Source organism: Clostridium sp. CM041, from assembly GCF_055081035.1.
On record NZ_CM143648.1, the window covers coordinates 526554 to 547067 of the forward strand.

General features: G+C 31.2%; 17 protein-coding genes. 11 read left to right on the top strand and 6 right to left on the bottom strand.

The features are described 5' to 3' along the window. Window positions 1–85: 85 nt before the first annotated feature. The 3 genes from ACWJJT_RS02585 to ACWJJT_RS02595 all read right to left on the bottom strand — a co-directional run bounded on the left by ACWJJT_RS02585 (window position 86) and on the right by ACWJJT_RS02595 (window position 4338). Window positions 86–1363 (bottom strand): aspartate aminotransferase family protein, encoded by a 1278-nt coding sequence (locus ACWJJT_RS02585; RefSeq protein ID WP_462955967.1) that lies wholly within the window; start codon window positions 1361–1363, stop codon window positions 86–88. Further along, on the bottom strand, window positions 1356–3305 hold the full coding sequence (locus tag ACWJJT_RS02590; protein ID WP_216302828.1) for a peptidase U32 family protein: 1950 nt from the start codon (window positions 3303–3305) through the stop codon (window positions 1356–1358). Before ACWJJT_RS02590 ends, ACWJJT_RS02585 begins: the two co-directional genes overlap by 8 nt. Before the next feature lie 82 nt (window positions 3306–3387). Next, window positions 3388–4338 carry an ABC transporter substrate-binding protein gene (locus tag ACWJJT_RS02595; protein WP_462955968.1) on the bottom strand — a complete coding sequence of 317 codons (951 nt, stop codon included), beginning with the start codon at window positions 4336–4338 and terminating at the stop codon, window positions 3388–3390. Window positions 4339–4758: 420 nt separating this feature from the next. Between ACWJJT_RS02595 and ACWJJT_RS02600 the strand changes: the two genes are divergently transcribed. The 10 genes from ACWJJT_RS02600 (at window position 4759) to ACWJJT_RS02645 (ending at window position 14948) form a co-directional block, all read left to right on the top strand. Continuing rightward, window positions 4759–6615, top strand: coding sequence for an FAD-dependent oxidoreductase (locus tag ACWJJT_RS02600; RefSeq protein ID WP_216302830.1), 1857 nt, complete (start codon window positions 4759–4761; stop codon window positions 6613–6615). 176 nt (window positions 6616–6791) lie between these two features. Beyond that, window positions 6792–7763 (top strand): polyprenyl synthetase family protein, encoded by a 972-nt coding sequence (locus ACWJJT_RS02605; RefSeq protein ID WP_216302831.1) that lies wholly within the window; start codon window positions 6792–6794, stop codon window positions 7761–7763. Window positions 7764–7787: 24 nt separating this feature from the next. Beyond that, window positions 7788–9233 (top strand): menaquinone biosynthesis decarboxylase, encoded by a 1446-nt coding sequence (locus ACWJJT_RS02610; RefSeq protein ID WP_220320193.1) that lies wholly within the window; start codon window positions 7788–7790, stop codon window positions 9231–9233. After that, on the top strand, window positions 9214–10077 hold the full coding sequence (locus tag ACWJJT_RS02615; RefSeq protein ID WP_462955969.1) for a UbiA-like polyprenyltransferase: 864 nt from the start codon (window positions 9214–9216) through the stop codon (window positions 10075–10077). The genes ACWJJT_RS02610 and ACWJJT_RS02615 overlap by 20 nt, the downstream gene beginning before the upstream one ends. Window positions 10078–10089: 12 nt before the next feature. Further along, on the top strand, window positions 10090–10671 hold the full coding sequence (locus ACWJJT_RS02620) for a UbiX family flavin prenyltransferase (RefSeq protein WP_220320191.1): 582 nt from the start codon (window positions 10090–10092) through the stop codon (window positions 10669–10671). Next, complete coding sequence (locus tag ACWJJT_RS02625) at window positions 10668–11414, top strand: ATP-binding cassette domain-containing protein (protein ID WP_216302834.1); 747 nt, start codon at window positions 10668–10670, stop codon at window positions 11412–11414. The genes ACWJJT_RS02620 and ACWJJT_RS02625 overlap by 4 nt, the downstream gene beginning before the upstream one ends. A 2-nt stretch (window positions 11415–11416) precedes the next feature. Beyond that, entirely contained in the window at window positions 11417–12160 is a 744-nt protein-coding gene (locus ACWJJT_RS02630) for an ABC transporter permease (RefSeq protein ID WP_462955970.1), read from the top strand. 145 nt (window positions 12161–12305) lie between these two features. Continuing rightward, a complete protein-coding gene (locus tag ACWJJT_RS02635; protein WP_462955971.1) occupies window positions 12306–12656 on the top strand; it encodes an FMN-binding protein in 351 nt (116 codons plus the stop codon). A gap of 20 nt (window positions 12657–12676) precedes the next feature. Continuing rightward, on the top strand, window positions 12677–14251 hold the full coding sequence (locus ACWJJT_RS02640) for an ATP-binding protein (protein WP_462955972.1): 1575 nt from the start codon (window positions 12677–12679) through the stop codon (window positions 14249–14251). Window position 14252: 1 nt separating this feature from the next. Beyond that, a complete protein-coding gene (locus tag ACWJJT_RS02645; RefSeq protein ID WP_462955973.1) occupies window positions 14253–14948 on the top strand; it encodes a response regulator in 696 nt (231 codons plus the stop codon). A 48-nt stretch (window positions 14949–14996) separates the two neighbouring features. Here the strand turns inward: ACWJJT_RS02645 and ACWJJT_RS02650 are convergent, their stop codons facing one another. Both ACWJJT_RS02650 and nudC read right to left on the bottom strand, forming a co-directional pair. Further along, entirely contained in the window at window positions 14997–16175 is a 1179-nt protein-coding gene (locus ACWJJT_RS02650) for a DUF4317 family protein (protein WP_462955974.1), read from the bottom strand. Between the two features lie 575 nt (window positions 16176–16750). Beyond that, window positions 16751–17578 (bottom strand): NAD(+) diphosphatase, encoded by an 828-nt coding sequence (gene nudC / locus ACWJJT_RS02655; protein ID WP_462955975.1) that lies wholly within the window; start codon window positions 17576–17578, stop codon window positions 16751–16753. 407 nt (window positions 17579–17985) lie between these two features. Here nudC and deoD point away from each other — a divergent pair, with 407 nt between their 5' ends. Then, complete coding sequence (gene deoD / locus ACWJJT_RS02660; RefSeq protein ID WP_165412790.1) at window positions 17986–18699, top strand: purine-nucleoside phosphorylase; 714 nt, start codon at window positions 17986–17988, stop codon at window positions 18697–18699. Between the two features lie 123 nt (window positions 18700–18822). Here the strand turns inward: deoD and ltrA are convergent, their stop codons facing one another. Continuing rightward, complete coding sequence (ltrA, locus tag ACWJJT_RS02665) at window positions 18823–20232, bottom strand: group II intron reverse transcriptase/maturase (protein ID WP_258280593.1); 1410 nt, start codon at window positions 20230–20232, stop codon at window positions 18823–18825. Window positions 20233–20514 lie beyond the last annotated feature (282 nt).

A 20514-nucleotide genomic window follows, 5' to 3' on the forward strand; every position in this document is an offset into this window, starting at 1 on the left:
ACTAAGTCTTAAAAGTTAAGACTTAGTTTTTTTTTATTCGAATATATCATTAATGAACATATTGTATTATATTAGCGCGTGGAAACTAACATAATTTACTCAAAGCTAAATTTAATTTATCTATCATAAAATCTACATCATTTTTTGTTATAACAAGAGGTGGCTGGAAAGCTAGCACATTTCTACCTATTCCATTTTTACCCAAAAGAATGCCTTCATCCTTTAATATCTCTAATACAAAGTCAGTTTCTTTAAACGCTGGTTCACCATTTTCTTTTACTAGCTCTACACCTAACATAAGGCCTATACCTCTAACATCATAAATTATTGGGTACTTTTCCTTTAGTTTTAGAAGGCCACTTTTTAATTTTACTCCTAAATTTTCTGCATTTATACATAAGTTATTTTTAGTAATGTAGTCAAGGACAGCTATAGCAGTAGTTGCAGCTACTGGATTTCCGCCTAAGGTAGATGCAGAAGCTTTGGTAAATGTTGCTGCAATTTTATCATTCGTGCAAAAAGCTGATATCGGCATTCCGTTTCCAAGAGCTTTTGCCACTGTAATTATATCTGGAATTATTTCATAATGTTCTATGGCAAACATCTTACCAGTTCTTGCAAATCCCGTTTGAACTTCATCAATAATTAATAGTATTCCATGTTTTTCAAGTAGAGTTTTTAATTTTTTGAAATACCACTGAGGTGGAGTTATAATGCCTCCATTACCTTGCACGGGCTCTGCAATTAAAGCAGCAATCTTATCTGGTCCTTTAGCCTCAATTAATTTTTCTACAGATTCTAAGGATTCTGTAGCTGCTGCTTCAATGCTTTTCTCTTTAGCATAAGTATTGGGGACAAAGGTAACACAATCAGAAAGCGTAGGATCTGCTCTCCACATAGGTAGTCCTGTAACACTCATAGTTAAATAAGTTCTACCATGTAAGCTATTATTCAATGAAATAAATTCATTTCTGCCTGTGTAAAGTCTAGCAAGTAAAAGAGCACCTTCATTAGCTTCTGAGCCCGTACAGCAGAAGAACGAATGATTAACATCCCCAGGTAATACAGATGAAAGCTTTTCAGCTAGATCAACTATTGGCTGTGTTAAATATATAGTACTTGTATGTTGAAGGGTTTTCATTTGTTCTATTGTTGCATCTAAAATTTCAGGGTTACAATGACCGCAATTAACAACAGAAACTCCTGCAAAAAAATCGAGATATTTTTTACCTTCTGAATCAAATAAATACTGCATTTCTCCACGTGTAATCTGAGGTGGGTTTTTATAAAAATGCTGCGAACAGGGAAAAAGGAATTCTTTTTTCTTTTGAATAATTTTTTCAGGACCTATATAATTACACATTATTATAACCGCCTTCATTATTAAATTGAAATGCTCCAAGGGTAAATCCAGCATCACTAGGACTTAGGGAATGGAATAATTCTTCACATTTGCTTAAGTCATTAATGGCTTCTCTGTAAATGCTTAAAACTTTTCGTAGATTATTAGTATCATAATGACAAGCTTCAATTCTAAAATGGTTTACACCAATATCATTTAGTTCTTTTAAAAAGGGAAGATAACAAAGCTCTTTATAAAGCATCATATGATTCCTGCCATAGTTATCTTGATATATTGGGTGTTCATGTTTTTTTTCATCAACTAAAACTAACACCTTGTTATCAACGTGAGAATTATTCTCGCATATCACAGACTCTAAGACTTTGGTATTCTCATATAAATTATGATCCATATACATAACTGTTGGAGAGCCGTGAACTATGATTTCAATAGGAATTGGTGATTTAGCAATGGTCTGTTTAGCGTCTAGCAGTGGGGTCTCTACAGAAAGTGTAGCAACAGATAAACCTTGCTTTTCATAGAAACTAGTCGCATATTGATTATAAATGTTTAAGGAATAATCTCCAATAAGCTCAAGTCCTAAAGATTTGTATTTATGAATAGCTCCTAAATTGGTTACTAATAAGCCATCAAGTCCTAAGTTATTTTTCACAAGTAAATGATTGTATTTTGAAAAATCCTCTTCAAACATCATTTTTGGAAAGCCTAGATATATTTTTGTATTTCCTTTTCCATTTGTTAATTTAAGTATTTCACTCTTGCTAAAAGGAAGGTTTGGCGCAAAAACTTCTCCAGATAAATAAATCGCGTCTACACCGACCTCTATCGCGACTTTAGCTTGTGAATAGGAATTGACTTTTACACTTAGATTAGGTTTCTGTGCTAGAGAAGTTTTTTCATTCAAAAGGGTCTTGATTTGTTCTACCGTTTCTTTACTAATTTCGATTTCTTCTACAGGCTTACTAAAAACTTTACCATGGCTATAAAATTTCCCCGTACCTTCATAGCGTCTATTGATATTTGAGAGCCCTGGGTTTCCAAAGGCACTGCAGGTAGATAAGTCTCTAATGCGGGTTCCATAAATACTTTGGGCATCTTTTTTTCTATCATAGCAAATAGGGTCATCAATATATCTATTTATAGCATCGCTGTAGTAATTAATCATGGTAACTAGATAATCTGCATCTTTCATTCTTCCTTCTATTTTAAAGGAGAGGATACCTGCCTCAATCATTTCAGGTAGATGTTCATACATATACATATCTTTTACAGCCATTGGATATTCTGTAGGATAAGCTAGACCATCTTGTTTCATTGTAAAATTCCAACGGCAAGGCTTCATGCAAAGTCCTCGATTACTACTCTTTCCGAAAAGCATGCCACTATACAAACATTGAGCACCATGGGCAATGCACATATCTCCATGAGCAAAATATTCGAATTCCATATCGGTTTGGTAATGCAAGTTCTTTATGGTTTGTAAATCCATGTCCCTGGACGCAACAATCCTAGTAATTCCACAACCTCGAAGTGCTTTAATAGTCTCTAAGTTGTGAACATTCATCATTACAGATGAATGGATAGTTAGGTTTAAATTTAAACTATTTATTAACTCTAATATGCTAAAATCTTGAATAATTAAAGCATCTGGTCCAGCTTTTTCTAAGAATTTTAGATATTCCACCGCATCTTTTAAATCCTGCTGACTAAAAAGATTGTTTACTGTTACATAAACTTTTTTATTTAAAGAATGAGCAATATTGATTGCTTTTTCTAATTCATCATTTGACAGGTTGTAATCTTTTCGATGCATACGCATATTTAATTTTTTGCCGCCCAAATATACAGCATCAGCACCGCTGTGAATAACCTTTTCAAAAATTTCGAAAGTTCCTGCAGGAGCTAATAATTCTATTTCATTGTTGTTAAAAAATCTACTCATATTAAAGCACCTTCCTTTACTAGTGATGTAGCCTCTTTCTACACTAAGTGAAAAAGAGGTTATATATTATTACAGTGGTATATTATTTAATAAATGAACTATTTGATAAGTCTTGTAATTTGTAATTATTAGTAGTTAGTTTTTTTGCTTTAAGCCAAGTCATAACTTCCTGTAACTCTTTTTCTGGTGGCATAGAAGCCTTTGAATAATTCGGAATAGTTAGTGTGCTTTTTATTGTATCAGGGAAGCCAGCTTCTTTAATTACAAAATCAATATAGCTTTCAGGTTTTTCTTTATTCAAGTATTCAACAGCTTTATTATAAGCTCTATAAAATGATTTTATCTCTTCAGATTTTGAGGATACTGCATCTTTTGTGAATAACATTACACCAGGGTTTATACCTAGTTTATCAGAACTACTCAAAATTTTGCCACCTGCAGAAATCGCAGTACTTGCAAGAGGTTCTGGTAATGTAGCCATATCTAATTTACCATTAGTTAGCATCTCAAGGCGAGTAGGTATTTTTGGTATTGCAACTTTTTTTTGTGAGTTAACATCTATGTTTGAACTTTCTATAATTCTATCTGTTAAGTAGTCAATAATAGTATTTTTAGAAATCCCTATGGATTTTCCATCAGCTTGTTCAATTTTAGAAATATTAGAATTCTTTCCAGAGATCAATTTAAAGCTACCTTCTGTCTTTGATGTGATTTTAACATCAAAGTTATTGTCGTTAAAAAATACTACCGAAAGCATATCAGATATTGCTCCATGAATTTTCCCGGTTTGAAGAGCTGTATCCCTATCCGATGCACTTTTAAAATGCTCTAGTTTTACCTGGAAACCTTCTTGCTTAAAATATCCATTGTGCTCTGCTATAATAAGTGGAAGGGAATCTAAATCAGGCATAACACCAATAGTTAGAGTCTTTAGGGATTGTGAACTTGTATCTTTTTTTTGATTGTTAGAACAACCAATGATGCTTATACTCATTATTAATACTAACATAAGTGTTAAAAAAATTTTTTTCATAAAGTGCCTCCAATAATATAATTTTAGAAAGTTTAAAAAAAGTGAAGTATGGATAAAATAATATAAAGCGCTGTAATGAAATGTAAATAACGCAGTTATCATAACACTTATTTAAACTAGTGTAAACAGCTATAGACCCAGCTCGTGGAACATATACATGAACTAAATTAACAAAATACATTATTAATGAACAAATCGCTTTCTTATTTGCTTAGCTAAAATTATTATGATAAAATTTTAACTAAGGAAGTTCAAAATAAATAAAGACTTGGTGATAGTGTTAATAACATATTTAATTTTTTATAAAGTAATATATTTTAATCTAATGTATTAATAATTCTATGGTTTGATATTTATAAACTATGATTTTTATAAAAACAGTCCTATAAAATAATAATTTTAAACAGAAGGGGATATAGTATGAGTGAAAAGAAAAGAATAGCTATACTTGGAGGCGGATATGGCGGAATATTAACCGCGAAGAAACTAGCTAAAAAGTTTAAAAAAGATGAGAATGTTGAAATTACTCTTATAGATCAAAATCCATACCATACATTACTTACTGAACTTCATGAAGTGGCAGCTGGAAGGGTAACGGAAGAATCAATCAGAATTGATCTGAAAAAAATATTTGCAAAAAGAAAAGTAGAGGTTGTACTTGACGAAATTACAGATTTAGATTTTAAAAATAATGTGTTAAAATCTAAAAATAATAACTATAATTACGATTATCTAGTTATTGGTGCTGGCTCCAAGCCAACTTACTTTGGCATAAACGGCGCGCAGGAATACTGCCACAAATTATGGTCATACGAAGATGCTGTAAATTTAAAAGAGCATATCCTTCAAATGTTCAGAAAAGCTGTGAAAGAACCAAACAAAGCAGAAAGACAAAAACTGCTAACGTTTATTGTTGTTGGCGGTGGGTTCACAGGTGTTGAAATGATGGGTGAATTAGGGGAGTGGAAAGAAAGATTATGTAAGGAATTTTACATAGGAGAAGAAGAGGTAACGTTATATTTAGTAGATGACTTGCCTAAAATATTACCTACTTTTCCGGATAAGTTAATTGCAAAAGCTAAGAAAAGACTTAACAAATTAGGAGTTAAAGTACTAACTAATGCCGGTGTTACGGAAGTTACAAAAGATTGTGCTACAATAAGAAATAATGGTACCATTAATACCTACACGGTAATTTGGACAGCTGGTGTTGAAGGTTCAGATATTGTCGGTAAAATGGATATAGCGCAAAAGGGTAGAAAAAGAATAGTAACTGACGACAAGTTACAATCTTTAGATTATAAAAATGTTTATATTGTTGGTGATAATATCTTCTTTATTCCTGAAGGTGAGGAAAGACCTGTTCCTCAGATGGTTGAAAATGCAGAAGCATCTGCTGAATTAATTGCACATAATGTTTATAGTGATATATTAGGCTTAGAAAAAAAATCTTATAAACCTACATTCCATGGTGCAATGGTATGCATAGGTGGTAAATATGGATTAGCAAGCATTGGATCCGGCAAAAAATTCTATAGTTTATCTGGGTTCTTCGCATTATTTGTTAAACACTTTATAAATATTGTGTACTTTATCCAGGTTGCTGGGTTTAACAAATGCTTTTCATATTTATTGCATGAATTTTTCCATGTTAAAGATAATAGAAGCCTTGTAGGGGGACATTTTTCAAAGTCATCTCCAAATTTTTGGCTAGTAGTACTAAGAATATTCGTTGGTTACAAGTGGTTATCAGAAGGGCTTGCAAAATTACCTAAAATAATAGCCGATCCTTCAAAAATATTCTTAATACCTGCTCCAGTAGTTGATGGAGCAACTGCAGCAACGGCTGCGGCAGAAGGAGCAAAGACTGCAGTAGAAGCGGCAACGACTGCAGTGGCATCCTTGCCAGTGCCAGGTTTTATAGGGAAAATGGTTAAATTGTCTATGGATACTTTCTTTTATACAGGGGACGGTGGATTTACGACTTTAGCTTCAGTTTTCCAAACAGGTATGGTAATTGCAGAAATATGCGTAGGATTATTATTGATAGTTGGATTATTTACAGCATTAGCTTCGCTTATGTCAATTGCTATGGGTATAATGATTTGGACTTCAGGAATGGCTCCTACTGAGATGTTATGGTACTTAAGTGCAGGAATCGCGCTTATAGGTGGATCTGGAAGTACTTTCGGGTTAGATTACTATGTATTACCAGTACTTAAAAAATATTGGAAGCGTATAGGATTTGTTAAAAAATCTTATTTATACGTTGATTAACAATTATACATTTAAACAACAGTTATATAATTAAAAATTGAATTTTATAAATCAAATGTCCTTTTAAAAATAATTAAAAGGACATTTGATTTTGTAGTGGAATAATTATAATAAGAAATTAATAGTTATAGAATGAAAAAAAGATTTTAAAATAATAATTGGACATAGGTGATAAAATGAGTAAGTTTTGGGGTGATTACCCTGATATTGCAGAGGAATTGAAAAGCATTCAGAAAATAATTAAGAACAATGTAAAATCTAGTGAGAAAAAGTTTGATGAAGCTATTTCTCCATTAGTTGACGCAGGAGGCAAGATGTTAAGGCCTGCCTTTCTGTTATTAGCAGCAAAATTCGGGGAGTATAACTGTGATAAAATGTATAATTTAGCGGCTGCCATTGAAATGATGCATATGGCAACATTAGTTCATGACGATATTGTAGATGAATCAAAACTGAGGCGCGGCACAGAAACTATACAACATAAATACAGTAAAGAATATGCAGTGTATATAGGTGATTTTTTATTTTGTCAATGTTTTATAATGCTATCTGGATTTGATTATTCTACGGAAAACTTAAGAGATATTTCAAAGGCTATATCTAAAATATGTATAGGGGAAATAAGACAATACAATATAAGATACGCAAGAAACACAAGCCTTAAAAAATATATAAAGATTATATCTGGAAAAACAGCAGCTTTATTTGCTATCAGCTTTTACACTGGTGCAAAGGAATCTAACTGTAGTGAGAAAACTTCAAAATTACTCGGAAGAGTTGGTTACTATATTGGAATGGCTTTCCAAATTATAGATGATTCGCTGGATTACAGTGGAGATGCTAATAAACTAGGGAAAAATCCTCAAAGTGATTTAATAAAAGGGTATTATACACTACCCCTAATATATGCTATGGTAGGGGACAAAGAAAATAGGATTGCTACTATTTTAGATAACTCTTCATTAAGTGATGAAGATGTACGCGAAATAACTATATTAGTTAATAAATACAAAGGAATAGATAAAGCTCAAAACTTAGCGAATAAATATACTAAAAAAGCTTTTGATTATATAGAAAAATTGCCTGATTGTGAAAGTAAAGAAATAATTAAAGATATCACACAAAAATTATTAACTCGGAATTCTTAATGAATTCTAGAAAGGAGTCATTTTATGGCTTATAAAGATTTACAGGATTTTATAAATTATTTGAAAGAAAAAAAACTTTTAGATGAAATTGAAATAGAAGTAGATAGTGATCTTGAAATTACGGAGATAGCTGATAGGGTTTCAAAAAAAAATGGTAACGCATTGCTTTTTAAGAATGTGAAAAATTCTGACTACCCAGTATTAATTAATTCTTTAGGAAGCTACGAAAGAATTAACTATGGACTAGAAGTGGAAGATCTTGATGAAATTGCGGAGACTATAATGGATTTTATGGACGTTACTAATTACATAACGTTAATGAATAAGGTAAAATCTATTCCAAAACTTGCTAGGCTTGCAAGGGTATTTCCTAAAAAAGTCAAAAATGCACCTTGTCAAGAGATAATAGAGGAAGCGGATTTAAGTACACTTCCAATATTAAAGTGCTGGCCAAAAGATGGAGGACGATACATAACACTGCCACTCGTAATAACAAAGGATCCAGAGACTAACCAGCAGAACGTTGGAATGTATAGGCTTCAAGTATATGATAAAAATACCACTGGTATGCATTGGCATCTACATAAAGACGGCAAAGAGATATATGAAAAATATAGGAAGCTTGGAATGAAAATGCCTGTATCTGTAGCCATAGGCTGTGACCCGGCAACTATATATGCAGCAACTGCACCACTTCCAAAAATGATAGATGAAATGATTTTTGCAGGATTTCTTAGAAAATCACCTTTAGAAATTGTTAAATGTATCACCAATGACATTTATGTACCTGCTAATGCTGAATTTGTACTAGAAGGATATGTAGACTTAGATGAAAAAAGACTAGAAGGCCCCTTCGGTGACCATACAGGATATTATTCTCTTGAAGATATGTATCCCGTGTTTCATATTGAAAAGATTACAAGAAAAAAGAATCCAGTATATGTTACAACCGTTGTAGGTAAGCCTCCTATGGAAGATTGTTACCTAGGAAAAGCTACAGAACGGATTTTTTTACCCCTAATAAAGGTTCAATGCCCAGAAATAATAGACATGAATTTCCCTTTAGAAGGAGTATTTCATAATTGTGTAATTGTTTCTATTAAAAAAGCCTATCCAAAGCATGCTCATAAAGTTATGAATGCGCTATGGGGTCTTGGACAAATGATGTATACAAAAATGATTATAGTTGTAGATGAAAATATAGATCCACATGATATTTCAACCGTTGCATGGAAAGTATTTAACAATATTGACCCTAAGAGGGATCTGGTAATTTCAGATGGACCTTTAGATGCACTAGACCATGCATCAAATACTCCTCATTATGGATCTAGAATAGGTATAGATGCTACAAAAAAATGGCCCACAGAAGGACATTTAAGACCTTGGCCAGATGATATAGAAATGTCGGATGAAATTAAGGAAATGGTAGATAAGAGGTGGAAGGAATATGGTATTAAAGAAACTTAAAAAATATGGAGAGTTAGTTATGTTTTCGCATACATTATTTTCACTTCCTTTCGCTTTAATAGCAATGATTTGGGCAGCAGATGGGTTACCTTCAGGTCCTACAATATTTTGGATATTAATTGCTTTGATTGGAGCTCGCAATGGAGCTAATGCTCTCAATAGAATTGTAGATAAAGATATTGATAAAAAGAATCCTAGAACGGCAAGTAGACATATGCCAAAAGGAATAGTAAAGGATTATGAAGTCTGGGGAATCATAATACTGTGTTTTTCAATCTTTATTTTAGCAGCCTATGAATTAAATGATTTATGTTTTCTATTATCACCAGTGGCGCTTTTTCTTTTTATAATTTATTCCTATACTAAAAGATTTACATGGATATGCCATATTATTCTAGGTATTACTTGTGGAGGAGCTCCTGTGGGAGCATGGCTTGCAATAACAGGAAAATTTGCGCTCACACCAATTATTTTAGGTGCTGTAGTTACTCTATGGGTAGCAGGGTTTGATATAATTTATGCAACTCAAGATATTGACTTTGATAGAAAGGCAGGTTTATTTTCTATACCTGCTAAATTTGGCCTAAAGGGGGCTTTATACATATCCACCTTGTTTCACTTTATTATGATTTTACTTTTATTTAGCTTATATTTTATAATGCATACAGGTCTTATATATTTATTTGGTATTTTTATAAGTGCTATTTTATTAGCATTAGAACATTATATTGTATCGCCAACAAACGAAAAGAAGATGAAAATTGCTTCTTATCACATAAACCAAGTTGTAAGTGTTTTGATATTTGTTTTTACTGTATTAGATATGTTTATATATTATAATTAAGAGGTGATTTATTTGGGAAGATATATAGTAGGGATTACTGGAGCTAGTGGTAGCATTTACGGTGTACGACTTATAGAAGAACTAATAGTAAAAGATAATGAAGTTTATTTGGTTATTACAGATAATGGTAGAAAGGTTTTAGAATATGAGGTTGAAATTAATTTTGAGGAATGGCTCCAAAATATGAATAAAACCAAAGGAACGCTTAAACTATGTGAAATAGACGATATGTTTTCCTCTATAGCAAGCGGTTCCTTTAAGACTGATGGAATGGTAATTGTGCCATGCTCAATGGGAACCCTTTCAAAAATACGAAGTGGTACTTCCGATAATTTACTAATAAGAGCTGCGGATGTAATTATTAAAGAAAAAAGAAAGTTGATTTTGATTCCAAGAGAAACTCCTCTAAGTTCTATTCACCTTCAGAACATGCTTTTTTTAAGTGATTTAAATGTTAGAATAATACCGCCTATGCCAGCTTTTTATCAAAAGCCTAAAACCATTGACGATATTATAAATATCACTGTGGGGAGGATTCTTGAAAACTTAGATATAGATAGTGATTTATGTCATGAGTGGAGTGGAAATAAATGATAAAAATAAATAATTTAAATGTTTGTTATAAAAATGTAGACAAAAATGTAAAGGCGATAGAAAATGCAAATTTAACAGTGAAAAAGGGGGAAATATGTGCTGTAATTGGCCCCTCAGGGGGAGGCAAATCAACCTTATTAAAAGTTTTAGCAGGAATTATTGTAGACTATGAAGGTGAAGTTTTAATAGATGGAAAAACAGTAGATCCTAAAAATCATAGAATTGGGTTAATACCTCAGAATTACGGACTAGTTAAATGGAAAAACGTAGAAGAAAACATATTTCTTTCAACTAAAATTAAAGATGGCAAGGTGAATATAGATATAGAATTTTATAAAAAAATTCTAAAAGAGTTAAAGCTTGAAGACTTTGTTAAAAGGTACCCCAGTCAGCTAAGTGGGGGACAAATGCAGAGAGTTTCCCTGGCTAGAGCTCTATTATTAAAACCAGATTTACTTTTAATGGATGAATCTTTTTCTGCATTAGATGCTATGACTAGGGAGGATGTTCAAAAATTGTTTTTAGAAGTATGGGAAGAACATAAGGTTACCACCATCCTTGTAACCCATGATATTAAGGAAGCAATATATTTAGCAAAGGACATAGCTGTAATCTCATCGTCTCCAGGAAAAATAGTTGAAGTTATAAGCAATCCATTGTTTGGACGTGTAACTACGGAGGTAGATTTAGAATATATCCATGTAAATAGTAAACTTAGAAAAATTCTTAAAGGGGACGCATAGTAATGAGACTTAAAGAATATAAAATAATTAATTTTGTTATTGCTTTTATCATTATTTTTAGTTTATGGAAAATAATAGCAATGATTATTAGTAAGCCTTTATTTCCACCACCATATGCAATAGTTATAAATATATTTAGAACTTTTCATAAGGATATTTCAATCCATGTTATTTACAGTTTTAATAGAATTATGGTAGGTATATTATTTACATTGGCAATAGGTGTGCCAGTGGGTATTTTAATGGGATACTTTAAAAAAATTGATTTAATATTTTCACCAATTATATATTTTAATTATCCAATACCCAAGATTGCATTACTTCCTATAGTAATGCTTATTTTTGGGTTAGGAGATTTGACAAAAATAGTTATGATATTTTTAATTACCTTTTTTCCCGTAGTAGTTAATATACGAGATGAAGTGAAAAATATTCCTGAAGATGTTTTTTATCCTATGTATTCATTGGGAGCAACAAATTTTCAAATAATAAAAGAAATTGTTTTTCCAGGGATTCTTAAAGCTATATTAACATCTCTTAGGATAGGCATAGGCACAGCAATATCGGTTTTATTTTTTACTGAAAATTTCGGAACTGAATACGGCATGGGATATTTTATTATGGATTCATGGATGAGAATTAACTATATACAAATGTACTCAGGAATTTTAATTCTAAGTATAATTGGCTTATTTTTCTTTATTATAATCGACATTTTAGAGGGGATATTTTGTCCTTGGATATAAAAATATTAAAATAATTCTCAAGAGTTTTATAATGGACTAGTAAATGGTATACTTGAAATGAGAAGAAGCTCAAAATCGATTTTATTATAATAACCGATATTTACTCCAGAGAAGGTCAAGGGTAATAACAAGAGGGGAGACTTATTTGAAAAAATTATTAGGACTAACTTTAACAATAGTTTTAGCAACTAGCCTAGTGGCTTGTGGTTCTAAAAATATAATTTATAAAGAAGGAATCTATGAGGGAAATGCAGAAGGACATATTGGGCCTATAAAAGTGCAAATAGCAACTGACAAATATGAAATAAAAGAAATTAAGATAGTGGAGCAACAAGAAATACCAATAATAGCTAATATAGTTTATGAAAAGATCCCAGTGAGAGTAATTAAAGCCAATAGTTCAGAGGTTGAGGTTGTGGCAGGAGCTACATATACGAGTGATGGGCTCATAAAAGCAATTAAGGATGGGTTAAATAAAGCAAAAGTTAAAAAATGACAATATGAGGTGGAGTGTTATTGAAATTACAGTATAGATTAACAATATTTGTGAGCATTATAATATTTATCGTGATCGGTAGTATAGGAGTTGTTACTTATTACCAAGCTCGATATTCTGTGGAAACTCAAATGGGAAATAATGCTATGGATTTAGCTGTAACTATTGCTTCTATTGATATAATTGAAGAAACGTTAGCAACCTCAAAAGATTATGGAACTGTTCAAAAGACTATAGAAAGTTTCAGAGATAAAACTAGATTTAAATATATTATTGTTATGGATATGAAGGGAATAAAATATTCTTATCCCTTTGGAAATTCGCTAGGCAAAAAATATGCTGACGGTGGAGAAGAACGTGTAATTACAAAGGGTGAGTCTTATGTATCTAAGGACAGGAATGTGCTGATTTCTGCAATAAGAGCCTTCGTACCCATATATTATAAAGGAGAACAGGTAGGAGCAGTTTTAGTGGGTCTATTAACGGATACCGTGTATGCTGAACTTAGCTTTCATTTGTTTTGTTTAAAGATAGCTTTAGTAGGTGGACTTTTAATGGGTATAATTGCTGCAGCCATTTTATCAAATAGAATAAAGAAGAGCATATTTGGTCTAGAGCCAAAGGAAATTGCACTTCTATTAGGTCAGAGAGACTTAATTTTGCAGAATCTAAAAAATGGAATTCTAGCTATTGATAAAGATGGTAAAGTAATACTCTTTAATAAAATAGCTAAGGAAATATTAAAACTAGAAGATGAGGATATAGGGAAAAAGATTGCTAATTTTAACTTTAATTATACAGATGAAATGATGGAAGTATTGAGGACTCATGAAGGGGTATATAATCAAGAAATTAAAATACGTCAGAATAGAACCCTTATGTGCAGTCATACCTTATTAAAAAATCATAGAGAAGAAATTATAGGTGTTGTATCCAGTTTTCAAGACTTAACAGAAGTTAAAAATATGGCAGAAGAATTAACGGGAATTAAAAAAATGACCTGTGCATTAAGAGCCCAAAATCACGAGTTTATGAACAAACTTCACACTATTTCAGGACTTATACAATTAGAAGAATATGATGAGGTAATTGAATATATTTGTCATATATCAAAGCTACGAGGTGAAATTTCTGATATTCTCAATAAAAAAGTTAAGAATGCGCACATAGCAGGGATCTTACTTGCCAAATATAACAAGGCAACAGAAGCAAAGATTTCTTTAGAAATTGACTCAAATTCTTATATAGATAAAATTCCTGAAAACATAACAGTAGATGAAATTTGCTCTGTTATTGGAAACTTAATAGAAAATTCTATTGAAGAATTAGTGAAATTTGAAAATGGTAGAATATTTATAAGATTAAATTCTACTAATGAAGCACTTAGAATAAGGATCCAGGATAATGGACGTGGAATTAGTGAAAATATAATAGATAGTGTTTTTCTTCGCGGATTTACAACTAAAGTTGGTAATAGAGGATTTGGGCTTAGTATTGTAAAACAAATAATAGATTATGCTGGTGGAGATATAAATATTCTACAAGAAAATGGAACAATATGGGATATTTTTATACCAATGAAAAGGGGTAGATGATATGATTAAAGTTCTTATTGTTGAAGATGACCCAATGGTGGCAAAAATCAACGAAAAATTTTTAAAAAAGATAGAGGGATTTACACTATATGATAGCGTTAACTCAATTGAAAAAGCAAAAGAAGTTGTATTAAGTGGGAAACCTGAATTAATATTATTAGATGTTTTTTTTCCTCAAGGGAAGGGTATAGATTTATTAAAGTGGATACGACTCCAAAATTTAAAATGTGATGCTATATTAATCACTGCAGATAGGAACGCAGAAACGGTTGAAGAAGCCTTTCGATATGGTGCAGTAGATTATTTAGTTAAACCCTTTATATTCAATAGATTTAAAGAAGCACTTCTTCAATTTAAAAGTAGAAAGAATAGTTTTAAAAACCTTGATAGTATGGAGCAAGGAGCTATTGATAAATATACCATAAAAGAGAATAGACATGTAATAGAATATGATGGGAATATTGGTGACATCAAGGGATTTAATCAATACACCTACGAAAAAGTTTTAGTGGGTATATCTAACATGAAAGATAATTCTTTTACATCAGAGCAGATAGCAAAGAATATCGGAGTTTCTAGAATTACTGCTAGAAGATACTTAGATTATTTAGAGAAAGAACAAAAACTTGTAGTTGAAATGGAATACGGTAAAGTTGGTAGGCCTAAGAACAAATATAGAATAAAAGGAGAATATTAGTGACATCTAAGATGCACTAATATTCTCCTTTTATTCTGAAGGTTAGAATTAAAACTCTTCAGTTTCTAATTTAAATCCTTCTATAACAATATCCTCATCAATTTCAATAAGTAGACATCTTCTACCGTCCTTATTTTTAACTTGTTTAATTGAATTTAGTTCCTTAGGTGTTAAAGTAATATTTGCAATTTCACTAGTAATTTTAATGGATTTTGCATTAAATTCAGGTACAATATTGTTTATCTTAAAATCATATTCGCTACCGCAAGTTTCCTCAAAAGCAGTTTCTATATCGCATATAATCTCTGCACCAGAGTTATTAAGGATATTTTTAATATCTTTAGCGCAAAGAGTAGGAGTTTCACCTTCGTCAGCTTGCTCCGCAAATTCGTGGATATTCGCATAAATATCTTGCATAAGTTCAGGTTTTATTTTATCTCCAATTATAGATTTTAATATATCACTAAAGCAATTTTTTTCATCCTCAGCAGTAAATTTAAAAGCACAGTTGAGAACATTTTCAATAAAGGCTGTGTTTAATTCCTTAGGTTTTGAAGCGTAATATAAAATTTTATTAATATCTGAATACCCATTAGTGAGGCTAGGAAACATAAAGCCTTCCAAGGGGACATTAAGATTAATAACCGAATCTAGGGCTGAATTTGCTTTAAATTCCTTATCAGTGTAGTCGAATTTTAGGGTTCTCTTTGGAATATCTATTTTGTTTACACTTGCTAGGATAAAATTAAAGGCTTGGACAGCATCATCGATACTTTCATTTGCATCCATATTTTTGTGGCTAGAGCCTAGCCAGTATTCAGCTTTAATGAAAGTAACCACCACATCAGTTTCATATTTATAGTTAGCCGCAATTTTTTCAATAAGCTTATTAATGTAGCTTTGAATTTCATTTTTATCACTTGATTTTAAAGCTCCACCTAAAATTTCTTGAGTATTATTTTCTTCTTCTATATTTTGAACATTCAACTCGAAAATTTTAGTATCAATAGCACCGGTAAGAACTTTCTTAAAATTACCTAAGAACAACTCTTTTTTATCCATATCCATTCTATCGAAGTAATCAAATTCTGAATGAATAACTGGCTCATAATCAATTCGTACATTATCTTTTTTTAGATAAACACTATAAATTTCCTGGATTTTCATCATGCCACTATCTAATTTAAACTCTTTTCTTATGTTCGCCAACTCTTTTTTATTCATCATTAAACCTCTTTTCATTGTTATTTTATATTAAGCAATTCAAGAAAATATTCTCGAAATCGGTGACTTGTTATTTTCCTTCATATGAATAAAATTATAACACAAAATTATGGATTGTAATTATAAAATTTCCTTTATTGATTAATAATAACTATTGACAAATTATAATTATCATGTTATATTGTAAATATAAGAAGCGCAACTTATCATATATTTAGTAAAATCTTTAAACAAGCTTGATACCCCCAATAAAATATAATAGAGTGGGGAGAGGTCATAAAAAATATATAGAAACTATACGTAAACTAAGAATTCAAAGATGATTGCCATTGCAATCGGCTAAGAAGCCATTTTATTAATTACTTAGGAATACAAAAGTTAAATTTAACCGTAATAAATTAAGTATTAAGATTGTAACACTATACTGATTTAATGATTAAAATTTAAAAAAGAAAATATAGTTTAAGGAGAAAAAATATTGTTAAATATATTAAGGAAAATAGAAGTTAGAATCTAATTCGTTGTGAATTAAGAATTCTAACTTCTATTTGTTTGTGTATTAATATATATTTTCTGGTTTAATTATTTTCAGTAAACCAGTCAATCAATTTTTTAGCTATGCTTATACTATCAGGTGTTAAAGGTAGTTCAGTAGAACTATACCATTTAGCATGCCCAATTTCTTTTCCGTCTACTTGTATTTCTCCGCTTTCGTATTCGCAAGTAAATCCTATCATTAAAGAATTAGGAAAAGGCCAAGGTTGATTCCCAAAATATTTTATATTTTTTACAGTAATTCCTGTTTCTTCGCAAACTTCGCGAACAACACACTCCTCAAAAGTCTCTCCAACCTCTACAAAACCAGAAACTACACTATATAAATCTTTAGGAAATTGATTATTATGAGCAAGAAGTAATTTCCCATCCTTTACAACAGCTACAATTATAGCAGGGCAAATCCTAGGGTAATTTACAAGACCACACTTGGAACATTTTTTAGATCTTTCTCCATCAACGCTCTGAGTTAATGTGCCACATCTGCCACAATATTTATGATCATTATTAAAGCTTACTATTTGTTTAGCTCTCCCAGCTATCCAAAACATTTCGTTAGGTAACTGGTGAGTTAAAGATTTAAGGTCGAGCAAACACATACTGTTTGGGATAATAGCATCTTTATTCATTTCTCCACAAAAGCAATTTTCACCATTTATGGAGCCAAGATATTGAATATTATTTAATTTTAAATCTACTAGATCTCTAATTGTAGGTATTGTTGTTTTATTAGCGTCAGATTTAACTAATAACTCATCCTTGTAAAATAAAAAATAAATATCATTATTTGTTTCAGGTAAAATTGAAGCTACTGAGGGTATAAAAGTTGATATAATTTTATCGTTATGCATTAGTATCATATCTCCAATCTATAATTTTAAATTGTCTAAACAATTAGAATTCATTTTAATTATCATACAATTATATCATACACGAATAATTATTAATATTATAAAAATTAATAAATAAAAAGAATTTGAGATATAACGAAAATAGGTTTACATAATGGTAATTATGTAAACCTTTAAAAATGTAAACCTACATTAATAATTAATATTGTAAAAAAGCCGAAATAACAATCTATATATTAGATATGCTTGAGTTTGTAAATTAAATCAAAAATATTGTCAAATAAATAGCATATAGCATTTTTTTATACTTTTAATTTGGTATAATATGAATGTACCTTAATTGTTATTAGTAGGAATACAGTTCACTATATTTCAAAAAATAAATATAAGTATAAGGAGGTTTCAATATGATACCAACAGCGCATATTGAAGTAAAAGAAGAAGGAATTATTGCAAAAACAGTCTTAATGCCGGGGGATCCATTACGGGCACAATTTATTGCAGAAACATTTTTACAAAATGTATCCAAATTTAATAACGTACGAAATATATTTGGATACACGGGTACATATAAAGGACGTAAAATTTCTGTAATGGCTAGTGGCATGGGTATGCCTAGTATTGGTATCTACTCATATGAATTATTTAATTTTTATGGTGTAGAAAATATTATACGAATTGGTTCATGTGGTGCTTACACTGCTGATTTAAACTTATATGATGTAGTACTTTGCACTGAGGCTTGGAGTGAATCCACTTATGCAAAAACTCAAAGTGGATATGAATCCGATACAATTGCTGCATCATCTGTCTTAAATAGTAAGTTAGAGAAAACGGCAGAGGATTTAGGCATAAAAATTCATAAAAATAGAGTTCACTCATCGGATGTATTTTATCGTGAAAATTTTGATGAGTATAAGGATATTTATGAAAAGTATGGTTGTACTTGCGTAGAAATGGAATCATTTGCTCTATTCCATAATGCAAATATATTGGGGAAGAAAGCATCTTGTTTATTAACAGTCTCTGATAATTTAGTAACTCATGAGGTGACTACGTCTCAAGAAAGACAAGAAGCCTTTACTAATATGATGAAAATAGCTTTAGAGATGGCTGAATAATAGTCAAGTAGTAAATCTAGTTCCATTCATGCTTAAAATCGAGTAGGAGCTAAATAATTAATTTATTTAGCGACCTCTCACACCACCGTGCATACCGTTCGGTACACGGCGGTTCAATAGAAATTAATGTTTTAATAAATATGTCTCAGATATAGAAACTAATCCTATATTTTTAAGGTATTTATTGGTCAATGTTTTGTTTAATATAGGGCTATTGGATGTTCTCCAATAGCCTTTCCTTGTATTTGCATATTGCAAAGCTTTATTGTTTGGTATTCCTAATTTAACAAGGTTCCCATATTTTGTTTTAATCTTTTTCCATTGTTTCCAAAAACACATTCTAATTCTTCGCCTTAACCATTCATCAAGTGTTTTAAGAATACTTTTAATGTCTGCAATAGCAAAATAATTTATCCATCCAACTATCACTTGCTTAAGTTTCATAAACCTATATTTCATGCTCATCGCATTACTTCTTGAAGTTAATTCTTTTAGCTTTGCTTTGAATTTGATTATAGGTTTTTGAGGAACTCTCATTCTGTATTCACCTTTTGCCCGGTAAAATGAAAATCCTAAAAATTTAAGTTTCCAAGGTCTATCTACTGTACTCTTTTCTTTATTCACTCTAAGCTTTAACTTTTCCTCAATAAATCTCGTAATACTCTTCATTACTCTATTTGCTGATTTCTCACTTTTGACGTATATATTCGCATCATCAGCATATCTACAAAAGTTTAGTCCTCGTTTTGTTAGTTCTACATCGAGTTCATGTAACATTACGTTACTTAATAATGGGGACAAAGGCCCGCCTTGAGGTGCTCCTTCTTCTGTATTCATAAATACCCCATTTATCATCACTCCACTTTGTAGATACTTTCGTATCAGAGAAATTACTCTACTATCTTTAATATCTTCCGATAGTATCCTTATTAATTTATCATGATTTATCGTATCAAAGTATTTAGAAAGGTCTATATTCACCGTCCATGTATGTCCAGCATTAATATATCCCCTACATTTTTCAACAGCTTGTTTTCCACTTCTTAAAGGTCTAAAACCGTAACTATTATCAGAAAATTTCTTTTCATATACTGGTATTAGAGTTTGTGATATCGCTTGCTGAATAACTCTATCTAATACAGTAGGTATTCCAAGTAGCCTAATTCCACCGTCAGGTTTTGGTATTTCTACCCTTCTTACGGCTAGAGGTCTATATCTACTTTCTAATAATGATTGCCTTAATTCTTGTCCATGCTCTTTTAGATAATGTAGAAGTTCATCTACTGTCAAACCATCAATCCCATGACTTCCTTTATTGGCTTTTACTCTTTTATATGCTTTATTCATATTATCTCTCGATAATATCTGCTCGAGTAAACCATTATCATATTCATTCACATCGTTTCTTCCTTCTTCTGACATAGAGGAAATACTATGCACTTCTACATTACCTTCGAGTTCCACTCTATTCTCTCGTAGAGAGCCTTCTTTATGAAGTTGTCTGCTTTTATCATATTTTCTCGTATCCTTCAAAATTCCAAAACCTCCTATTGTTCAGTCCTTCCCACGCTAACGCGTTTTGCATGGTACTATGACGTCTGCTGACTTCTGATAGTTCAGCCATACATCACTGTATGGGTTGTTATTTCTAAATTCATATCCACAACTTACCTATCAGATCTCCCCGGGTAAGAACGCAATCTTTCACTCCATCTATCTGCTACATTTACACCACTTGTTTCGAATAGTTTTGGGCTTCGTTTTGTATTGCAAACTTACCCACAAGCATATGCCTTATATGTAGTTTCTGTTCGT